The organism is Enterococcus italicus DSM 15952 (genome assembly GCF_000185365.1).
GTDB lineage: Bacteria > Bacillota > Bacilli > Lactobacillales > Enterococcaceae > Enterococcus_G > Enterococcus_G italicus.
In genome coordinates, this window is record NZ_GL622241.1 from 1,969,361 (window position 1) to 1,991,668 (window position 22,308).

The following is a 22,308-nucleotide window of genomic DNA, read 5'->3' on the forward strand; positions in this document are numbered from 1 at the left end:
ATCGTTGTGCTGCGACAACTTTTATATCATAACATCGTTTCAACGTGATGTCAACAACTAATTTTTATTTTTTTAAATTTCAGTTGTTGTCCTATGTTAGCGACTTGATTATCATATCAAATGCAATGTTATTTGTCAACATGTTTTTTGAATTTAAAAACTGTTTTATCAGTATTTAAACGCCTTGTAACAAGTCAACTTCGTTATATTACCATCGATAGTGGCAGCCGTCAACGTTTTTTAATTTAATTATTAAAATAATCGTAAAAAAATCGCCGGTATAGCTACTCAATGCGCTATACCGGTGATTTTTTAGATTGTTTCCTTCATTTCGCTCGCTATTTCTTCCATAAATGACGAATACGTTTCACCCAGGTTGGACGATTTTCTTGTGATTCTGGGTATTTTTTTGGTTGAATGGCTTGTTGTTCAATTGCATTGGCTACAAATGTCGCTTGTGCCGAAAAGAAAGAAGTGCTCACCTTTCTTTGATACGTTCCATCATTTTGCAAATAATAGGATTTATAGTCATCCTTTTGATAGATTTGGACAATATCGGCCATTTTTTGTTTGGCCTTGGCTTCCTCAATAGGGGCAGCTATTTCTACTCGCAACATCATATTACGGGTCATCGCATCCGCCGATGATAGCCAATACTCTTCATGATCGGTTACAAAAGAATAAACGCGGCTATGCTCTAAAAAGCGCCCAACAATACTTTTTACTTCTATTGTCTCACTTTTATCTGGAATACCTGGTCTTAGACAGCAAGCACCGCGAATAAGTAAATGAATCGGTACTCCCTTTTGACTTGCTTCATATAAACTTTGAATAATCACCCGATCAGTGAGTGAATTCATTTTAAAAAAGATAGAACCCGTCTTTGTTTTTTCGTAGTAATCCGCCGTTGCTGAGATTTTTTCTATTAACATTTGGCGAATGCCTTCTGGTGAGACGGCTATTTTTTGATAGTCGGGGCGTTCTCTATATCCACTCAAATAATTAAAAAAGGCGGTGACATCTTCGACATAAGAAGTATGAGAGGAGAACAAACTAAAATCAGTGTAAATCCTTGCCGTCGATTCATTGTAATTGCCGGTACCAATATGTACATACTGTTGCAATTGATTCCCGTTTTTCTTGACTACTAAGGTCGCTTTACTATGTGTTTTTAAATGCATTAAGCCATACGTAACATAACAACCCGCTTCTTCTAATTCTTGGACCCAATGTAGATTATTTTCTTCATCAAAACGCGCCTTCAACTCAACCAGCGCAGTCACTTGCTTGCCTGCTCTAGCAGCTGACTTCAACGCTTCGACAATCCGTGAATTTTTTGCCATGCGGTACAACGTCTGTTTGATGGCAATCGTATGTGGATCTCTAGCAGCCGTCTCAATAAAAGAGACGACTGACTCGTAGGAATCATACGGGTGCTGAATAAGTACATCTTGTTTATCTAATGTCTCATACAATTTGGTACCAAGCCATTGTTGATTGACATAAGGTCGAAACACTGGAAAAACCGCGTCAATGCCTTCTTTACTTAATTCTTCTAAATAAGAGAACAAATACGTCAAATCTAAAGGACCCGGTATGCTATAAATGTCTCGATCTTTTAACTCCAACATGTGGGTTAAAAACGCAATATCCACACTTTGTCTATCCTGTAGTTCAGAAATTTCTAATCGAGAAGGCAATCCTTTCGAGCGCTCTTGAATGTATTCTTCCATTTGGATGAATAGATTTTCTTCTGTGTCTTCTTCAAAAGCTAAATCCTTGTCATACGTAATTCGAAAGACAAATGAATGTACAATCTTCCAACCGACAAATAATTGCGCTAAATGTTGTTCAATCAAATCCTCAATCAAAATTACTTGCTTCATTCCTTCGACTTGGATATACCTTGGAAACAATGCTGGTAGAGGGATAATCGCTCGTTCTTCCCGATCACCATCTTTTACCCGCACAAGTAGATGGGCTTTTTTTTCGACAATTTTAGGGAAGGCATGATACGCGTCAAGAGCAATTGGCGTAAGTGACGGCAAAATCATCTCTTGGAAATAAGCAGTCATCTTCTCTTTAGCTGTATCGGAAAGCTCTTGGTACGCCACTGTCTCATACCCCATTTTTGCTAAATCACTAAGTAAACTTTGATAAAGTGTGTATTGCTCGGATACATTTTCTGTTTGGATGGCAAAGAGTTTTTCAAGTATCTCTTCTTGTGTCCAACCCGTGCGAGAGTCTACTTTTTCTCCAGACATACGCGCCAGGCTCTGAATTCCTGGTACTCGAATCATAAAAAACTCATCTGCATTGTTGCTTGCAATAGCTAAGAAGCGCAACCGCTCTATTAGCGGATTTTTTTCATCTTTTGCCTCCTGAATAACACGCTTATTAAATAATAACCAACTTAAATCACGATGAAAATAATCTCTGGACGTATAAGGAGAATCTTGCACCGATTTCTCACTCCTTCTTCTCACTTCTAGTAAACTCTAATTTCACTGACTTATTGATTACTGCTTCAAAATTTTTCTTTTGACGATTTGCACGATACGATTCAGCCAATGGTTCCTTCGACCAATCAATAGCTAGGACATAACTTTTTTTATCCTTTGTTAAAGAGATACTGCAGATTTCATTAACTCTTGTAATCAATAACGACTCGGTGAATTTAATCAAACTCCCTGCTTGACGAATTAAACTCAATTCTTGAGAGCTAAACCAATCCGGTACGTTTTGCAAAAACTTGCGGGTCAGCGATTTGTTTTTGTAACTAGCCAATAAAGCGAGTGCGACGCGTTCTTTATGCGTGAAGCCATTTAAATTGCTATTTGCTAGTAAGTAAAACGAATGCATCGAGCTATCATCTTCCTCTATATAAGAGCCAATATGATACAAAAAAGCAGCATAGTAGACATATTGCAATAATTTAGGATCAAGCGTCACAAGTCCTTCCTCTTGGCAAAGCGTCAAGAGTTTTTCTGCTAATGCTCTGCGCTTTTGCGCTAATGCTACATCGATACCGTAGCTTTCGGTCATCCGCATCAGCACACCTTCAACGACTCGATCTGGATCATATACTTGCTCGGTCGTATTACTTAATTCCTTCAAAAGCAATCCTTCACGCAATCCTTTATTACAAAAAACAAATTTTTCCGCTTCTGTTATTTCACAAAGCGCCAAAAAAGTGAGGTTCGCTGGCAAAATAATATCGGCACGATCTTTACTTAAGCCGTCTAAATTTTGTAACTCTGCTAAGGTCAAGCTTTGAAACAATTCACTTGTTTCATTCAAGTTCGCTTTCGTCATTTCATATTCATGGATACCTGATAGTGGATAATTCGAAACAATCTGATAGACACTAGCAATATTACGAGCACTTCCCCCGATGCCAATGATCGGCACATCACGTGGTTTTATCCATTTTTGACTAGCAAACTGTTTTCGCACATAGTCTTTTGTTTTTTTTATTGCTTTTGAATCATTGGGTTCTTTATTTTGAAAAAAGAGATTTTTAAGCGTGACCACACCAAATGGGAAGCTATGAGAATGTTGAATCTGGTTGTCTTTAAAGTACGTCACCTCCGTACTGCCTCCGCCCATATCGACCGTGTATCCTTCCGAGAATTGTGTTGTCCGTACGACGGCGTATTGGCCATAATAGGCCTCTTCTTCTCCTGATAATAGTCGCAAGTTGAGCTTTGTTTGTTCCGCTACTTTTGCCAATACTGCTTGCCGATTGGTTGCTTGTCGGATAACTGCAGTAGCCGTAGCTATAATTTCATCCACGTCAAACTCGGAAAGAATCTCTTGAAAAAGCTGAATCACTTCAACTAATTTCGCTGTCCCTGACTCACTTAGTTCTTGGTTTTCATCTAAGTACTGATACAGACGAGCAGGCAATTTCACATTTTGCAATTGAGAAATATTTCCTACTGGGCTCACTTGGTAAATGACCAAACGAACGGTATTCGAACCAACGTCAATAATCGCGACTTTTTTCGTTTTTCCCACTACTTCTCCTCCGTTTCTCTTCCACTCTTATCATACTAAAAAATAACCAACTTTACACAATGAATCACTTCAATCTCTTGGAAAATTGCAAAAATTCTGTAAAAAAGAAGTAAACCTTACGTAAACAAAACATGATCACCTTTCCAAGATGGAAAAGCAATCATGTTTTTCTTATTCTTCCTTTTCCAAAACCTTTTTGCTTCGCTCGAGCGCAGCCTCTTGCTCCGCCGACACACTTGGAAATGCTAAATCCATCTTTGCAAATTGCTCATTGATAATCTCGCTGACCAATAAACGCGAGGTCCACTTGTCATCAGCGGGAATAATGTACCATGGGTTGGCTTTGGTTGCCGTCGCTTTGATGGCTTTTTCATAGGCATCTTGATAATCATCCCAATATGTCCGTTCCTTCATATCTGATTCGGAGAACTTCCAGTTTTTTTCTGGCAACTCGATTCTACGTAAGAAGCGATTTTTTTGTTCTTTTTTGGAGACATGCAAGAAAAATTTTAACACGACAAATCCTTCACGCGCTAAATAGGACTCGAACTGCTTAATTGATTTGTAACGATGGGTGTAAAATTTTTCAGTAATATCTTCTAATGAATCAACCCCAGGTAGACGTTCCTGCAACAAAATTTCCGGATGTACGCGAGTAATCAAGACATCTTCATAATATGAACGATTAAATATGCCGATGTCACCTCTTCTTGGCACTGCTCGGTGGACACGCCACATGAAATCATGGTCCAATTCCAATGTTGAAGGTTGTTTGAAACTAGTCACAACACAACCTTGTGGATTGACTCCACTCATGACGTGCTGAATCATACTGTCTTTGCCAGCTGCATCCATCGCTTGGAAGATAATTAACACACCTTTTCGATCTTGTGCATAGAGCTTTTCTTGGTGGTCTTTTAAATCTTTGATATTTTTTTCAATTTCCTCTTTGATTTCTTCTTTTGATAGCTTTAACTCAATGGCCGTTTTGTATTCAGATAGTTGAAAATCTTTTGCTTTGGTCACTTGATATTTTTTTGTCTTAGCCATACGCTCACCATCCTTTCTTCTATTAGACAGCGTTTTCGTTTATTCAGCAAGTCAAACGCTTATTTGCTATTTTTCAGCTTGTTATTTGGATTGACACAGCTACCCGATCATTTCAGATCGTTCTAAAAAAAGAGTGTGACAACTGCTCGTCGCACTCCCTTAGATTCCAAAGTCACCCCATTGGCAATACTATGGATCCCATTCGTACGGGTCAATTACTCAAAGACGTTCGCAGCTCGCGCAAAGTCGGCAATAATATCATCAGCGGACTCAATTCCCACTGACACACGCAACAAATCAGGTGTTAAACCGTATGATTCGCGCAATTCTTTCGGAATATCTGCATGAGTTTGTGTCGTTGGGTACGTAATTAGCGTTTCTACTCCTCCTAGACTTTCGGCAAAAGTCACCAATTCAAACGCCTCTAAAAACGCGCCTACTTTTGATTCATCCACGACACGAAGACTAACCATCGCTCCTTTGCCAGGATAGATGACTTCTTTGATGCCTGAAAGTTGCTTCAAGGCAGCCACGATTGCTTGAGCATTGGCTTGTTGCTTTTCAAAGCGCAATGGGAACGTTTTTAGACTACGGATGAACAACCAACAGTCAAAGCTACTTAAAGATGGCCCAATTGTATTGGATAGAAAGACTAAGCGTTCGCCTAATTCTTTGCTTTTCGCAACAACCACCCCTGCTAGGATATCGTTGTGGCCAGTTAAGTATTTGGTCGCTGAATGAATCACTAAGTCTGCCCCTTCATCCAATGGTTTTTGAATCAGCGGAGTAAAGAACGTATTGTCGACAATCAATAACGCTTGGTTTTGATGTGCCAAGTCAGCAACTGCTCGGATATCCGTCTCAGCCATAAGTGGATTGGTCGGTGTTTCCAAAAACACTGCTGTAACTTCTGGCGAAAGCTGCTCTGCTAACTCCTCTAATGAAGAAAAATAACCAAAAGAAGCAATCCCGCGTTGCTCTAATTCTTGAAAATAGCGGTAACTACCCCCGTATAAATCACGCGAAACCAAAAAGCGACTACCATTATCAAATAAATCAAAAACCAAAGCAATCGCACTCATCCCTGAGCTTGTGACAATTGCTTGGGCGCCATTTTCCAGTACTGCCAAGCCTTCTTCTAAAATATCGCGCGTAGGATTTTTGGTACGTGTGTAGTCATACCCTGTACTTTGCCCTAGTCCTGGATGAGCAAAGGTAGTCGATAAATAAATTGGTGCACTGACAGCTCCTGTTTGCTTATCAGAGCGATTGCCAAGTTGTGCTAAATACGTGTCAAGATTGCGTGTCATTTTTCCGTCTCCTTTATTGCTTTGCAGCGAGTATGAATTGCTTTAATGCCTGTTTGATAATATCCGGTGTGGTTGCCAAATTGATTCGGATGTAATGCTTGTAAGCTGGCGAAAACCATTCCCCATAATCAATGGCTAACTTGGCCTTTTCTTGTATGAACTCTTTCACCGATTCTCCTGCTAGGACAGACTCAATATTTAGCCAAGCTAGATAGGTACCTTGTAGCGGGCTAATCGTGATTTCAGGAAACGCTTCTTGTAAAGTTGATTTGATGAATAAGTAATTTTCTTCGATGACTTGCAGAAAGGCTTGATGCCACTCATCACTACTTTGGTAAGCAGTTTTTGCTGCGACTTGTCCCAAGACACTGATTTCTGTTTGTCGATGCTGCTTTGCCCACTTTTGAAACTGGGTCCGTAGTGCCTCATCTGGAATCCAAATATGCGAGTGCAACAAGCCCGCAAAATTAAAGGTTTTTGATGGGGAGTTGCAGACAATCAGATCACGAAAGCCCACTTCTTTAGCGACGGTCAAAGCGGAGACAAACGTATGATTGTGTACGACTAAGTCTGAATGAATTTCATCTGACAACAAGCGCACATTGTATGTTTGACATAGACGTAAGACCGCTTGTAACTCATCTTTGGTCCAAACACGGCCAATTGGATTATGCGGTGAACACAAAATAAACAACTGAATATTTTTCGCCTTAAACAGCTCTTCCATTTTCACTAGATCCATCGTATAGTCCTCATCATCGTTTAACAAAGGTGCTTCTACTAACCGACGCTTTTGGTCTTTAATACTATTAAAAAACGGATAGTACACAGGTGTTTGGATCATAATGCCGTCTGCTTCATTAGTGAAACAGGCAATCAAATCATAAAGCGACTGAACCACCCCAGTCGAAAAGATGAGCCATTCTGCTTTGACTTGCGTGCCCTCATGGCGGTCTTGCCACCCTTGATAGCTAGCGACATAGTCAGCTGAACGAATAGAGTATCCATACGCGCCTTCATCCACACGCTTCACCAGTGCGTCTTTGACTACTTGATCAGTCGAAAAATCAGCATCCGCTACCCATAATGGCAATAACTCATCGGATCCAAAGCGTTCCTTTAAGGCATCCCACTTTAATGAATCTGTTCCTTTTCTAGTAATTGCATACTTGTCAATAAATGTCTTTGTGTCCAAATCGCTCACTCCTATTCTTCCAATTGATACTCATCTGGATGATGAAATTCCGCTTGACCGACTTGAGTTAAATCAAACGGTGTCCGTTGATACACATCATTTACCCAATTCATGAAGAGCAAGGATGCATTTGAACGCCAAGTGTTCGGAATCGTTTCATTGTGTTGGTCATCTTCTTGATAATAATACTGCGGCTTTTCTGTTGCGACACCTGTTTGTTGATCACGCAAATACTCTTCTTCCAATGTCTTTGTATCATATTCAAAATGCCCGAGCAAAAAGATATTTTTTCGGTTGTTAGATACTAAGATGCTCGGGCCAGTCTCTGCACTTTTTGCCAAAACAGTCAACGGTGTGTTGGGTATTTGTTCCTCACAAATGCCGGTATATCGAGATTGGGGGGAAGCAAAAGGATTCGAAAAGCCTCTTAGCAACGGATGAGCATGCACGATAGTTTGCGAAAACACGCCAAACAATTTTTTCTCATACAATGTTTTTTCAATACCGTAATGATGAAACAACCCCGCCTGCGCTCCCCAACAAATGTGTAAGATTGACGTGCAATGCGTCTGGCTCCAGCTCATGATTTCGACCAACTCCGACCAATAATCAACATCCTCAAAAGGCTTTTGTTCCACTGGCGCACCGGTAATGATCAACCCATCTAAATTTTCTTTCATCATCTCTTTCGGTGTCCGATAAAATTTTTTCAGATGATTCTCATTCGTATTTTTACTTTTATGATTCGCCATGCGTACCAAGCGAATATCCAATTGCAACGGACTCATTGAAAGCAGTCGTAATAACTGGGTCTCCGTTTGAATTTTTTTTGGCATTAAATTAACAATGCCGATTTTTAGCGGCCGAATATCTTGTCTTTGTGCACTTTGATCACTTAGCGCAAAGATGGATTCCTTTTTTAATATTTCAGCAGCTGGTAAATCTCGAGCGATGATAATTGGCATAGCTGTCTTCCTTCCTATAAATACAAAAAAGCCCCTTTACCGTCAAACGATAAAGGGACGTCAAATACGTGATACCACCCTAGTTCGTATTACTCTCACAAGCAATACCTCACTTAGTATTAAATACTGAGTCATTTAACGGTAACTAGCCGTCTGCAACGCGTGAACGATGCAAATACTCAGAGTTCATCTTCATTTCTTACTATCTGTCTCCATTTCCACTATCAGGAGTCTCTTGAACAAGCAAGTAAATTACTCTTCTCATCACAGTACTTCTCATATTATTTTCATCATTCTATAATGAATAGACGCCATTTGTCAAATCCAACCAAATTTTTTACACGCATAGTAAATTCCATCCTCGGTATTCGCCTTCGTGACAAAGCTCGCTTGCTCCTTTAATTCTGGCACGGCATTACCCATCGCGATACTTGTCCACCGCTTGTCAAACATCACTAAATCATTCACATCATCGCCAAAGACCACGACGTCTTCGATTGGCGCTTGGAGTTGCTTCATCATATGAAGAATACCGACATTTTTATCATCAAATTGATACATTAAGTAATCTGGTACATAGTATAAATTGGCTAAGGTATCTTGGGATGGTAACTTTTCGTGACCGTGCTTTGGCAGAGCGAAATACATTTTATAAATTGCGTCGACTTCATCAATATCTAGAGTCGAATTAATCACGTAATTCGTCGGTTCTTTACGTTCTCCGACTTGCTCACGAAATAAATCATTCGGCGCGTATACGTTAATCGAATCATCCAATGCTAAAAGCGAACCAACGCCGGCTTCTTGCGCTTCCTTGTAGATTTGTTTCGCCTTAGCCAGATCAAGCGAACGATTTTCACGTAAGATTCGATCGATAACGATTGCTCCTCCACCGGCACACACCATATTATCAATGCCGAGTGTTTCCATCAAAGGGACAGCCTTATAATGGGCCCGACCAGTCGCTATCGCCACAAAATGTCCTCGAGCCTGCAACTCTGTTAATGCAAGTTGTGCACTTGGAACGATTTGATTGGTGGTGCGGTCTGTCAACGTTCCATCAATATCAAAAAAGAAATATTTTTTCTCCATCAACAACGCTCCATTCTTGTTTCCCTTTATTTTAGGCAGAATAGACTTTCTTTGTAAAGTACTTCAAGAAAAATGGTGACAAAAGAGTACTTACAATAATCACAATCACCATTGGACCGAACAATTCATGCGGAACAATCTTGGCTTTATCGCCCAATTGTAAAATAATCAAAGCCATCTCACCTCTAGAAATCATCCCAGATCCTATCATCAACGACGAATTTGTGGAAAATCCGACCAGACGACTGCCTATAAACCCTCCTGCTAATTTACTAACTAAGGCTAACACTAGTAACACGATGATAAAGAGTCCTTGGCTTGCGAGTTGTTGAAAAGAAATCGTCAAACCAATACTGACAAAAAAGACTGGAATAAACAAACTATACCCAACAATTTCCACATTTTTAAAGACTTGTTCTTTAGCAGTCGTCTGTCCGATTGCGATCCCTGCAAAAAAAGCTCCAATCACAGAACTAAGCCCCACAAGATCTGCTAAAAATGCCATACCTAAACATAAGACTAACGAGGCAATCACAATCGAACCCGTCACAAACAATTTTTGACTAATCGCGATAACTTTTGGGGCCAACCAACGAATGGTAAAAAAGATAAAGCCAAAATACAAAACTTGCTCAAAAAAGAGCAGTGGCAAAGGAATCGATGATGTCCCACCCTCTTGAAAATAAGGCAGACTCAAACTAAATAACACGACAACCAAAATATCATCTACGACAGATGCCCCTAAAATAGTCGCTCCTTCTTTTGTTTGCAATGCACGTAATTCTTTTAATACTTCCACCGAGATGCTCACCGACGTAGCAGCTAAGATCATCCCGGAGAAAAGGGCTACTTTGAACGAAAAGGCGAAGGCCATCGTCCCTGCCGCCCCTAAAATTATTGGTAAAATAATTCCTAATATAGCCACTAGAAAAGCTGGCTTTGCGTATTTACGCAACAAAGCTAAATCACTTTCCACTCCAGCTAAAAACATTAAAAAGATGACACCTAATTCTGAAAATTCATGAATCATTTCTGTCGATTGTAAAAGCTTTAAGCCTCCTGCCCCTAATAAAATCCCCACGAGCAATTGCCCGACAACGCCTGGGATTCCGATACGCTTTGCTCCATGTGAGACCAATGTCGTCGTGATCAAGATCAAACATAGCTGCCCAATAAATTCCATTTTTATTCCTTCTTTCTAATTAAGTGAAAAAAGCATAGACTTCACGTGTGCTTCTCCCGCCCCTGAAGAAACGCACCTTGAAAGCTATGCTCAACCATTTTTTATTTATAATACTATTATACCAAATTTTAGTGTCAATTACTTAGCCAAACCATCAAAAATTTGCTGACTGAACTCAGACAAGGAAACTTCAGTCGCTCCTGGAAGTAATCGAGCAAAGTCAAACGTCACTTTTTGTGAAGCGATAGCAGCTTCGATAGCTGCTTCAATCGCATCTGCCACCTCGGCCCACCCAAGATAACGAAAGAGCAATGCTCCAGATAGCAAGACCGAGCATGGATTGACCATGTTTTTACCCGCAAATTTAGGAGCTGTACCATGAGTCGCCTCAAAGATAGCATGCCCTGTCTGGTAGTTAATATTGGCTCCTGGTGAAATGCCGACCCCACCGACCGTCGCAGCCAAGGCATCGGAGATATAATCACCATTTAAATTCAAGGTCGCGACAATCTCATGATCTTCCGGACGTGCGATCAATTCCTCTAAGAAAATGTCGGCAATGCAGTCTTTCACGATGATTTTGCCAGCTTCTTTCGCTGCCACTAGAGCTTGATTGGCAGCTTCTTCGCCTTTTTCAGTCTTAATTTGTTCGTAAGTCGTCCAAGTAAAGGTCTGCTCAGCAAACTCTTCATTCGCAACTTCATAGCCCCATTTTTTAAAGCCACCCTCAGTAAACTTCATGATATTGCCCTTATGCACAAGTGTAACCGTCTTGCGATGTTGCTGAATGGCGTAGTTGAAGGCCGAGCGGACCAAACGCTTTGTTCCTTCGACCGAGACTGGCTTGACACCGATAGCACTCGTTTGCGGGAAACGAATACTCGTCACTTGTAGGTTTTCTTGTAGAAACTCAATCAGTTCGTGCACTTGTTGACTGCCTGAAACAAACTCAATCCCTGCATAGATATCCTCAGTATTTTCTCGGAAAACGACCATATTTGTCCGCTCAGGATGCTTCATCGGTGAAGGCGTACCTTCAAAGTATCGGACCGGACGCACACACGCATACAAATCCAATTGCTGGCGCAGTGCCACATTTAACGAGCGAATCCCTCCTCCGATTGGCGTCGTCAATGGCCCTTTGATAGCAACTAAATACTCACGAATCGTCGCAAGTGTTTTCTCGGGCAGCCATTCTCCCGTTTGTTGAAAAGCCTTCTCACCAGCAAAGACTTCCTGCCATTGAATCGCACGACTGTCCCCATATGCGACTTCGACCGCGCGATTAAATATCGCTTGCGCCTGTGTCCATATTTCTGGGCCAATGCCATCGCCACTAATAAACGGAATAATCGGAAAGTCAGGAACAACCAATTCCCCATCTTTCATCGTAATCTTTTGAAATGTCATGCCAAACTCTCCCTTTATCTCAGGTTAATATTGAAGAAAGTATACACGGTTTCTTTTTCATTGTAAATTCATGTAATCAATTATAATCTCATCATTTTCTCATAAAATTACCAAAAATAGCGATTCAATCGACTTTGACCCGATGAAAATTTCTTTTTCCGCCGCCCCTAGCACATCATCGCCATGTAATGAATACGAACATAAAATGAAGAGAGTATGACAAAACTCGTCAAACTCTCTTTAATATAGATAAACGTAAGTTCAAACTTACTACCCGCACGATCTAAAATTCCAAACTTTATCACTCAGAAACTCTACTTCTATCCGAAGCTTCATTCATCCTAGTTGATTAAAAATGGTTAGAAAGGCCTCTTTTTCCAAATTGGCGCCAAAGAGTGGACTACCCGGTTCTAACTTAACACCCTCTGCTAAGTACCCAATTGGCAGCGCATCAAAGCCAAATGACTCAATCAGTTCTCTGACTCTCTCAAGTGCCCATTCATCATCACCGGCGTAAGCAATTGCCTTGCGCTTAGGCACACCCTTCGCTCTTGCTTCATCCGCTAGGTCGTGATACCCCATATGATTGAATGCTTTCACGACTTTGGCAGTTGGCAAAAGTTGTTGCACTTTTTCAGAGTAAGAGTCTGCCCCATTGGAAAAAGCATTCTCCTTGCCATCGACTTCCCACCAGTAATTCATCGCATCTATCACCAACTTATCAGTAAACGAGACATTTTCTAGCTGCAACAAATTTCTGAATTTGCTCAGTGGCAATGCTAAAATAAGCACATCATTTGCCGAAATCAGGCTCGCTGTATCAACTGCCTTTGCTCCTGGTGCCAAGACGTCAACAGTCAACGCTATCGCTTCGGGCGGCCTCGAGCAAGCAATCATTACTTCATAGCCAGCTTGTACACCTAATTGTGCTAAGGTCAAACCCAGTTTTCCTGCACCAATGACTCCGATTTTTTTGCTACTCATGTTACTCACCTTCTGCCAATAATTCTTTCACTCTTGGAATCACAGCCCCACCGTATAATTCGATGGTCTTTAGACGATCTGCTTGTCTTTGACCACCCGCACCGTAGACCAAATCAAAACGTTCGACACCCAATTTAGGCATCGTACGCGCAATTTTTTGGGCGACCGTCTCTGGGTCACCGACATAATATGAACCTTCAGCAATTTCAAATTCAAAACGCTCTTTCGTCATTCTTGCCCAGCCACGATCCATACCCAGACGGTCCATGTATGTTTTTAAGTAGTCCCAAGCAATTTGATACGCCTTTTCATTGGTCTCTGCAATGACACCATGGGAATGCATGCCAACTGGTAAAACGGGGCGATTCATCTGCTTTGCCGCTCGTTGATACAAATTAACATACGGTGCAAAACGCACAGCTTCTCCACCAATAATCGCCAACATCACAGGAAAACCGTAGCGAACCGCTCGTAAAATTGATTCTGGCGAGCCACCAACACCAACATATGTATCCAATTTACGATTATTTTCCATCTTTGGATAAATCGTCGTACCCTTCAGCGATTGTGTAAATTTGCCTTCCCAAGTCACAGGATCGCCTTTAATAATTTCACTATACATCGCAATCTTTTCTTCAAATAATTCATCATAATCACGTAAATCATAGCCAAAAAGTGGGAAAGACTCCGTGAACGACCCGCGGCCAAGCATGACTTGTGCACGGCCATTTGATAGTGCATCTAATGTCGCAAAACGCTCATAGACACGGACTGGATCGTCTGAGCTAAGTACAGTCACACCCGTTCCTAATTTAATCCTTTTCGTTTTAGTCGCAAGTGCTCCTAAGACAACCTCAGGACTAGAAATAGAGAACTCTTCTCGATGATGCTCTCCTAGAGCTAATACATCGATTCCCAGTTGGTCAGCTAAAACTCCTTCTTCTATAATTGTTCGCAATGATTGTGCATAGCTATAGCGCTCATTTGTCTGATCGTCAAATGCTACATCGCCAAATGTATCTAATCCAAATTCATAGTTTTTCATATAATAATCCTCCTGAATCATTTCTAAAGATACTATACCAAGAAAGCTGACGAATAACGATAAATATGCTTACATTTTATAAGTGTATAGTGAACCCATCTCATTTCCCGAGAAATATGCATTGCAAATTTTCAGAAAAAGTCATAATCTTTAAGTAACACCTATACTAGGAGATGACAATATGTTAGAAAAAGAAGTCTATAAAAAATTATTCTCTGAATCCTTTTCTCTTCCCGTCCGTGTGAATTATTGGGATGGCACGACAGAAGTGTATGGAGATACCACTAAAAAAAATCCAATCATCATTACATTTAATGAAAAAATACCACTAAATGCTCTTACCAAAAATACCTCACTCGCTCTTGGAGAAGCCTATATGGATCAAACATTACTGATTGATGGCGATATCCAAGCACTCATAACCGACGCTTACCTTCACGCAACAAGCTTTCTGCGCTCAACTAACTACATTAAATGGCTACCAAAACTAGCAAAACACACCAAGAAAAATAACCTTCACGATATTCATATCCACTATGATTTAGGCAATGACTTTTACCAACTATGGCTCGATCCTACATTAACTTATTCTTGTGCCTACTTCCAAACACCTGAAGACACGCTCGAACAAGCTCAAATAAATAAAGTGCATCATATCTTAGACAAATTATTCATCCAACCCGGCGAAACGTTGCTTGATATTGGTTGTGGCTGGGGCACACTCATGCTTACTGCAGTAAAAGAGTATAATGTAAAAGCAACCGGCATTACCTTGAGCAAAAAGCAATATGAATATATTACACAGCGCATTCAAGAAGAAGGCCTACAAGATCGCTGTGAAGTGATTCTAGAAGATTATCGTGATGTGCGCGATGTATCTTACGACCACATTACCAGTGTCGGTATGTTTGAACACGTCGGAGCTGATAGCCTAGAAGAATACTTCGCTGTCATCAAACGACTACTCGCTCCAAAGGGAACAGCATTGATCCATGGTATCAGCCGGCAACAAGGCGGAGCAACAAATGCTTGGATTAATGAATACATTTTCCCTGGCGGCTATGTTCCTGGTGTTGCTGAGCTTACACAACACATGCAGACCAATGACCTCCAACTCATCGACCTAGAAAGCTTGCGCCGTGACTATCAGCTTACTTTGGAACACTGGAAGAAAAATTTCCACCAAGTGAAAGAAGCAGTCTTAAAACAACAAGACGAACGCTTCTATCGTATGTGGGATTTGTATTTACAAGCCTGTGCCGCATCATTTGAATCAAGCAACATCGACGTCATTCAATACCTCTTGGTTCATCCAAGTAACAACACTATCCCCATGCATCGCAATTGTTAACAGAGGTTGTGACAAAAGCGCTTAGCTCCGAGCGATAAGCTCAGAAATTCCGAAAATTGATTTCCAAATTTTTGGGAATTTTTGACTTATTGTCCAAGGAGCTGCTTTTGGAACACCGTTTCAAGAGGTTGTGATAAAAGCGCTTAGCTCCAAGCGATAAGCTCAGAAATTCCGAAAATTGATTTTCAAAATTTTTGGGAATTTTTGACTTATTGTCTAAGGAGCTGCTAAGAAAAAAACAGAAAATCCAGAAGTTAGCAAAATAACTTCTGGATTTTCTGGTCTTTATTTAGCTGGACACTTCTGTCTCAGCCTATTTTTAAATAATTGAAAATAGTAACAAAAACACTGCCAATAAGCCAAAATTAACCACTGAAAAATACGTAAAGAAGCGCCCTTTTTGATCGCCACTATAGACAGAAAAGACTTTATAGCCGATTAAGTTAGCAAGGGACGCGATAATCGTACCCATCCCGCCAATATTCGTGCCCAGGACCATCGCCCGTCCATGGTCGGTAAATGGTGCTAATAAAAGTGCCGCGGGAACATTACTAATTATCTGACTCACACCAGCTGATACCCAAAGTGTCATACTAGCATTTTGTACACTTTGGCGTAGAAACTGCGCTAGTTCTTCATTTTCCGCTAAATTCCCGACAATGAAAAAGAAACAGATAAACGTCCCTAATAGTAGATAATCCACCTTCTTGATAACTTTAGGGAACGAAACCAAAACCAACCCCACTGCCAAGCCAACCCACCACCAACTCGTCAAGAGATTCGTCACATAGGCCAGCATCATAAGTAGCGAAAACCAAGGACTAATTTTCCATGAAATGTTCGCTTGTTTCTTTTCTTGTTCGATGTGAAAGGACTGATTCGGTACGAGCATTGTCAGACTGAGTAAACTAAAGAGTGCTACTAAGAAAAATGGCAAGACCCATCCAAAAAATGTCAGCAACTCTAGCTGATAATAGGAAAACAAATAAATATTTTGCGGATTCCCCGTTGGAAAGACACTACTTCCTAAATTAGCCGCTAAAATAAGCAAGACCGTCCCAAAGACTAATTCTTTTTTCGTCAACGCTTGATTGGCGATTAGCAAAAAGACAGGCAACAACGTCAAAATTGCCACATCATTTGTTAAAACCATCGATGCCACAAAAGCCAATCCTACTAACGCCTGTACCAACTGTCGCTTCGTCGCAGTGATGACTGTCAGTCGGTCGGCTAACCATTTCAAGACGCCCATACTCTTTAACGCTTCAATGACGACCATCAAGCCAAATAACGCCAATATCACTTTACTATCAATAAAGCCCACATCAAATCGTCCAAATAGGCAGCTCCCCAAAGCACCTATCAAAGAAATCGTAAAGGTCGGATCTTTCGTCAGAAAGATCTTTAATTTCTCACCCACCACTTGTCACAACACTTTCTATTAAGAGTGTCTCTAGTATAGCATTGTTTGTAGCGTATGAGGAACGGTTCATATTTCTCTCAGACCGTTATAAAAAAACGCCTTCAATCTGAAGAAAGTACAAAGGTTTTCGGTTCATTCATGCAAGAATACCTCACTTACGCTATGCTTAAAGTATCGGTGCTTTTTTCCTTTTATAAAAGCCCAAAATGAAGTCTTACTATTCATGTATATAAGAAAGGAACGTGACACATGCATTTATTAAAAAGATGGGCTCCTTTTGTCTCTCTTGCCATTATTTCATTTTTTCTGGTTCTTCCACAAATTCTGACAAAAAATAGTATTATCGGTGCAGATTATATCTTTCACTACAATCGTTTTTACGACGCTGCAATGCAAATCAAAGAGGGCAACTTCGAGTATTTTCTTTCATTTTATGGCTTTCAATCCTCTGGAAGAATTGTCAATGCCCTCTACGGTCCTTTGATGGCCTATCTACAAGGTGGCCTTGTCCTACTCGCTGGGACTTGGTTTCGATACCAAGTCTTATCGAATTTTGTGATGTATTTTTTGTCGGGCAGTACTTTTTATTACCTGCTGCGTCGCCACGGTCGTTGTCAAGGTGTTTCACTAGTAATGGGCATTGTCTATATGACAAGCTACTGCACCCTTTATTGGGTCTTTCGACAATCTTTTACTAGCTGGGGAGCCGCACTTTTCCCATTGACCTTACTACCATTAAAAGACTTCATCGAAAAGAAAGAAGTCCATCCAGTGCAACTAGCTGTTGTCCTCGCTCTCATGGTACAGACGCATCTTTTCTCAAGTCTGCTTGTCATAGTGATTTACTTTATCGCCTTTTGTTTTGTCGTGACGACCGGTGTGACTCGCACTTTCTTTGCCCAACTAACTAAAGCAGTCGGTCTATTCGTTCTACTGACAGCCAATATTTGGGGCTCGTTTCTCTCTGTGTATCTAGGAAATACACTACAGCCTCCATTTATCAACGATCAGATGGCTGCCTATTCAATCGATCAACTAGGGAAAAACTGGGTACTCTACCCGCGCTTTTTATTGGTCATTCTTTTTGCCTATTGCTTGTTGTATGCCGTTCGACTGAAGCATCTTTCTACTTATTCTCACGTAATATTTTGGTTATCAGTGTTCTTTGGTTTACTGTCGACCTCACTGTTACCATGGAACAATTGGGTTCTTGAGCGCGTGCCTTTTGTGACAATCATTCAGTTTCCCTTCCGCTTTAGTGTGCCCTTTATCGTGTTAGGTCTATATGGCTTTTCTGGGCAAATCGAACAACTCCAATGGTCCTCAAAAAAATGGCTGCTTGTCGCCATGCCGTTCTGTTTGTTCTCATTTGGTCAGGCTATCCAGGAAACGATTACCAAGCTCGCTGAATGGGATCACCTTTCAGAATCGAAGTTTGTCCGTAAGCATACCTATCTGCTCACTGATAACACATCAGAGGTCAAAGAAAGCTTCCACGATCGCAATTTAGCGACCCTTCTGACTCTCGTGCAAAAGTCTACGCCCGATTACTTACCGACTAATAAAGAATTGACGGGTAATCGATACGATATCTATGCAAAAGAAGTCCTCTTTTCGACGACGAAATTTACCAAACGTGTCCGTTCCAAAGGCGACATGACGGTCTATTGGCAAGCAGCTACTACAGGACCAGTCACCTTGCCACTCATTGCCTATCACCAGACTGAATTAACGCTCGACGGCCAAGCAATCAAGCTAAATACAACGGAACAATCGGCCATCGGAGCCATCACTGTGACCCAACAAAAAGGGCAAAACAAACTAACCATTCACTACCAAGAGTCCTGGGCTATGCGTCTGAGTCTATGGCTTACACTAGTCACTTGGCCGGCCGTCCTACTTTTAGTAGTAATACACCATCTACGACCAACTAAAAATAGTCAAGTGCCTTGATTGCGCACTTGACTATTTCATTAGTTTTTATTTAGTAATAAACGCAAGCCGTTAACAATGACGACCAAGGTACTACCTTCATGGACGATAACGCCAAACGTAATATTTGCCAAGCCCATAAAATTCAAGACAATGAGCATCACGACAACAGCCATCGAGAAGACAATATTTTGCATCACGACTTTGTTCAATCGTTTTGAGACACGGTGCGCTTCACTTAATTTGGCTAAGTCATTGTTCATGACCACCACATCTGCGACATCAATCGCCACATCTGTTCCATCACCCATCGCAACCCCGATATCAGCTTTGACCAAAGCTGGCGCATCATTGACTCCATCGCCGACCATGCCGACGACACCATATGTTCCTTTTTGTTGCTCAATAATCGTTGATTTTTCTTCTGGTAAGACATTTGCGACAACTTCATCAACACCTAATGTCCGACCGACCGCTTCACCAGTCAGCTTAGCATCACCGGTAATCATTGTTGTACGGACATTTTGTGAACGGAAGTAAGCAATTGCTTGTTTTGCTTGCTCATTAGGTACATCCATCAATGCAATCAGACCAATGACTTGTTGGTTGCATCCGATGTAGATGACTGTTTTCCCTTCGTTTGCTAAAGATTGTTGCTTTTGATGAATGGCATCGCTCACTCCTGTAAAGACAGATGGCTTACTGATTTGATACTGCTTGCCATCTACTGTCGCCTCTAAGCCTGTACCGACCACATTTTCGACCGTCAATTCTCGTACCGCCGCCACATCTTTTAAATATGTCACAATTGCTGTCGCAAGAGGATGATTGGATTGCCGTTCCATATTGTAGACAAGCTCTTGGACAAATGGCTCGTCCGCCACATCAAATACATCAAAATCGGTAACTTTTGGTTTTCCTCCCGTTAAAGTACCTGTCTTATCAAACGCAATCGCTTTTAGATCTGCTAAATTAGCTAAAAACGCACCACCTTTGAATAAAACTCCTTTTTTCGCAAGATTGGAAATCCCAGATAGCGTTGCGGGCACAGCACTCGCTGCTAAAGCACAAGGCGAAGCTGAAATCAAAAAGACTAAGCCACGGTAAAAACTATCCGACCATGACCACCCCAAAATGAATAGACCCGCTAAAATAATCAATGGCAACAACACCAAGACAATCGTCACATAGCGTGGCTCGAAGCGTTTGATTCTCGTCGCCGTTCGTGACAAGTTCGATTGTGATTGGTTCACTAATTGTAAAATCTTAGCAAAGACTGTGTCAGAGCTATCCTTTGTAACTTCGACGGTAATCACGCCCGTCCCATTAATCGTACTGCCATAGACTTCATCGCCGACTGTCTTTTCTTTGGGCATGCTTTCCCCATTAATCGAGGATTCATCAATCGCTGTCGTACCACTAATAATCTTGCCATCAGTCGGTACTTGCGCACCATTCAAGACTTTCACGCGATCGCCAATCGTTAATTCAGAGACTGGCACTGTTTTTGTCGTGCCATCTGCTTGAATGAATTGTGCTTCAGTTGGGTTCATATTTAGTAAATTGGTAATTTCGCGACGGCTTTTTCCCTCTGCATACTCCTCTAAGAAATGCGCCCCAGCGAAAATCAAAATCAATAGTGCGGCTTCTTCAAAACTACCAATTACCATCGCACCTACCGCAGCTAAGGTCATTAATAAGTGGATATTAGGTACAAACTTTTTAGCAGCTACAGAATCTCTATACGTATCACCAAAGCCTTCCCCCATCACATGGTAACCAGAAAAGACAACGGCTAGGAAAAAGAGTCCATTGGCCAAAATTAAAAAGGAACTATGAAGAAATAATGCTACTACAAACAATGCTAAACCAATAAAATACAAAACAACGGGCGATTGTCCATGATTGTGTTCATGTGTATGTTCATGCGTATGGTTATGTTCATGGCCCTCTTCATGGGTATGATCGTGGCTATGTTCATTATACTTTTGACAATTCTTCTGATTTTCCATGATAGCTTCCCTCCAAAACATATGTTTAATTAATCATATGTTGGTTCATTCATATTATAATTCAGACATATGTTTTTGTAAAGAAAAAAAAGCATCGAATGAGAAAAACTCATTCGACACTTTGGCATTCGTTTTTTAAGGTAATGCTAGTGTGTTTTTTCAGCAATGACTTCGATTTCAACTAGTGCGCCTAATGGTAAATCTTTCACTGCAAAGGCACTTCTCGCTGGATAAGGCTCTTCAAAGAACGTCGCATACACCGCATTCACTGCCTGAAAATCATCAATATTTGCTAACAAGACAGTCGCCTTCACTACGTTCGCTAATGTTAGGCCATCTTCTTCAAGAACTGCTGCCACATTTTTTAATGAAAACGTCGCTTGATTTTCAACACCATCGACTAAAGCCCCTGTCTCAGGATCAATTCCTAACTGCCCCGATACAAAAACAAGTTCACTGGTTCTTCTAGACCGTGAATATGGTCCTACTGGTTTTACTTTCTTTTCACTCATTGCCATTCCTCCTAATGTTGAAGCTTTTCATTAGTTTAAACCATGCCTGAAAAAAAATACAGTCCAAACGTGTTAATCGATAATAAAAATACAAAAGAACCATTTGGCCCCTCTTATACGGGGTGGGTTCCGATTTCTGATGACAAATGAAAAAAAGGCTATAAGCGAGATGTTCTCGTCCCCTCTTATACGGGGTGGGTTCCGATTTCGTGAATTTGTGGATGGAGATATGATTTACTTAATGTTCTCGTCCCCTCTTATACGGGGTGGGTTCCGATTCAAAGCACCACCTTAATTTGAATAAGTGAGTGATAGGTTCTCGTCCCCTCTTATACGGGGTGGGTTCCGATTTACACATACCGTGCACCATATTTTGTTGTTCGTGAGTTCTCGTCCCCTCTTATACGGGGTGGGTTCCGATTTAATGCTTCACTTGTCAATTCTTTTAAATTTTCCGTTCTCGTCCCCTCTTATACGGGGTGGGTTCCGATTACTAAGCGAATGACACCACTTGAAGCATACAAGTTGCTGTTCTCGTCCCCTCTTATACGGGGTGGGTTCCGATTACTTTTACAGGAGATAAGAGAAAAATATGATCTGTTCTCGTCCCCTCTTATACGGGGTGGGTTCCGATTTTGATGATGAATGGTGGGCAGTGGCGAAGGATGTTGGTTCTCGTCCCCTCTTATACGGGGTGGGTTCCGATTGGGTAAGGATAGTGAAATAGATGCAGTGGAAGCATACGTTCTCGTCCCCTCTTATACGGGGTGGGTTCCGATTAGATAGCCCTGAAAAGGCGATCATATCAGCGTAAACAGATAGTT

General features: G+C 41.2%; 16 protein-coding genes and 1 CRISPR repeat array. Of the genes, 2 read left to right on the forward strand and 14 right to left on the reverse strand.

Features of this window, described 5'->3' with window-relative positions:
• Positions 1-338 precede the first annotated feature (338 nt).
• From ppk1 to HMPREF9088_RS09170, 11 genes are all read right to left on the reverse strand, one after another.
• Positions 339-2,462 carry a polyphosphate kinase 1 gene (gene ppk1, locus HMPREF9088_RS09120; protein ID WP_007208936.1) on the reverse strand — a complete coding sequence of 708 codons (2,124 nt, stop codon included), beginning with the start codon at positions 2,460-2,462 and terminating at the stop codon, positions 339-341.
• Positions 2,463-2,469: 7 nt separating this feature from the next.
• The gene (locus HMPREF9088_RS09125) at positions 2,470-4,020 is read right to left on the reverse strand and encodes a Ppx/GppA family phosphatase (protein WP_007208937.1); all 1,551 of its coding nucleotides are present in this window, start codon (positions 4,018-4,020) and stop codon (positions 2,470-2,472) included.
• Between the two features lie 171 nt (positions 4,021-4,191).
• Entirely contained in the window at positions 4,192-5,070 is an 879-nt protein-coding gene (locus HMPREF9088_RS09130; protein ID WP_007208938.1) for a PPK2 family polyphosphate kinase, read from the reverse strand.
• Positions 5,071-5,285: 215 nt separating this feature from the next.
• Entirely contained in the window at positions 5,286-6,380 is a 1,095-nt protein-coding gene (locus HMPREF9088_RS09135) for a PLP-dependent transferase (protein WP_007208939.1), read from the reverse strand.
• Positions 6,381-6,393: 13 nt separating this feature from the next.
• Entirely contained in the window at positions 6,394-7,575 is a 1,182-nt protein-coding gene (locus HMPREF9088_RS09140) for a MalY/PatB family protein (protein ID WP_040367404.1), read from the reverse strand.
• Positions 7,576-7,586: 11 nt separating this feature from the next.
• Positions 7,587-8,540 carry a homoserine O-succinyltransferase gene (locus HMPREF9088_RS09145; protein ID WP_007208941.1) on the reverse strand — a complete coding sequence of 318 codons (954 nt, stop codon included), beginning with the start codon at positions 8,538-8,540 and terminating at the stop codon, positions 7,587-7,589.
• A 318-nt stretch (positions 8,541-8,858) separates the two neighbouring features.
• On the reverse strand, positions 8,859-9,632 hold the full coding sequence (locus HMPREF9088_RS09150; protein WP_007208942.1) for an HAD hydrolase family protein: 774 nt from the start codon (positions 9,630-9,632) through the stop codon (positions 8,859-8,861).
• Positions 9,633-9,663: 31 nt separating this feature from the next.
• Positions 9,664-10,815, reverse strand: coding sequence for a cation:proton antiporter (locus HMPREF9088_RS09155; RefSeq protein WP_007208943.1), 1,152 nt, complete (start codon positions 10,813-10,815; stop codon positions 9,664-9,666).
• Between the two features lie 138 nt (positions 10,816-10,953).
• The gene (icd, locus tag HMPREF9088_RS09160; protein ID WP_007208944.1) at positions 10,954-12,225 is read right to left on the reverse strand and encodes an NADP-dependent isocitrate dehydrogenase; all 1,272 of its coding nucleotides are present in this window, start codon (positions 12,223-12,225) and stop codon (positions 10,954-10,956) included.
• 336 nt (positions 12,226-12,561) lie between these two features.
• Positions 12,562-13,209, reverse strand: coding sequence for an NADPH-dependent F420 reductase (locus HMPREF9088_RS09165; protein ID WP_007208945.1), 648 nt, complete (start codon positions 13,207-13,209; stop codon positions 12,562-12,564).
• A 1-nt stretch (position 13,210) separates the two neighbouring features.
• On the reverse strand, positions 13,211-14,254 hold the full coding sequence (locus HMPREF9088_RS09170) for an Atu2307/SP_0267 family LLM class monooxygenase (protein ID WP_040366946.1): 1,044 nt from the start codon (positions 14,252-14,254) through the stop codon (positions 13,211-13,213).
• A gap of 181 nt (positions 14,255-14,435) precedes the next feature.
• On the opposite strand from HMPREF9088_RS09170, the gene HMPREF9088_RS09175 reads away from it, so the two are divergent.
• Positions 14,436-15,605, forward strand: a complete 1,170-nt coding sequence (locus tag HMPREF9088_RS09175) for an SAM-dependent methyltransferase (RefSeq protein WP_007208947.1) — start codon at positions 14,436-14,438, stop codon at positions 15,603-15,605.
• 319 nt (positions 15,606-15,924) lie between these two features.
• Here HMPREF9088_RS09175 and HMPREF9088_RS09180 read toward each other — a convergent pair whose 3' ends face one another.
• A complete protein-coding gene (locus HMPREF9088_RS09180) occupies positions 15,925-17,028 on the reverse strand; it encodes an SLC13 family permease (RefSeq protein ID WP_007208948.1) in 1,104 nt (367 codons plus the stop codon).
• 249 nt (positions 17,029-17,277) lie between these two features.
• Between HMPREF9088_RS09180 and HMPREF9088_RS09185 the strand changes: the two genes are divergently transcribed.
• Positions 17,278-18,981 (forward strand): hypothetical protein, encoded by a 1,704-nt coding sequence (locus HMPREF9088_RS09185; RefSeq protein WP_007208949.1) that lies wholly within the window; start codon positions 17,278-17,280, stop codon positions 18,979-18,981.
• A 20-nt stretch (positions 18,982-19,001) separates the two neighbouring features.
• Here HMPREF9088_RS09185 and HMPREF9088_RS09190 read toward each other — a convergent pair whose 3' ends face one another.
• Positions 19,002-20,972: a heavy metal translocating P-type ATPase gene (locus HMPREF9088_RS09190; RefSeq protein ID WP_007208950.1), complete on the reverse strand. Its 1,971-nt coding sequence runs from the start codon at positions 20,970-20,972 to the stop codon at positions 19,002-19,004.
• Positions 20,973-21,118: 146 nt separating this feature from the next.
• Complete coding sequence (locus tag HMPREF9088_RS09195; RefSeq protein WP_040366949.1) at positions 21,119-21,484, reverse strand: Rid family detoxifying hydrolase; 366 nt, start codon at positions 21,482-21,484, stop codon at positions 21,119-21,121.
• A gap of 99 nt (positions 21,485-21,583) precedes the next feature.
• Positions 21,584-22,264: a CRISPR direct-repeat array (repeat unit 36 nt; unit sequence GTTCTCGTCCCCTCTTATACGGGGTGGGTTCCGATT).
• Positions 22,265-22,308 lie beyond the last annotated feature (44 nt).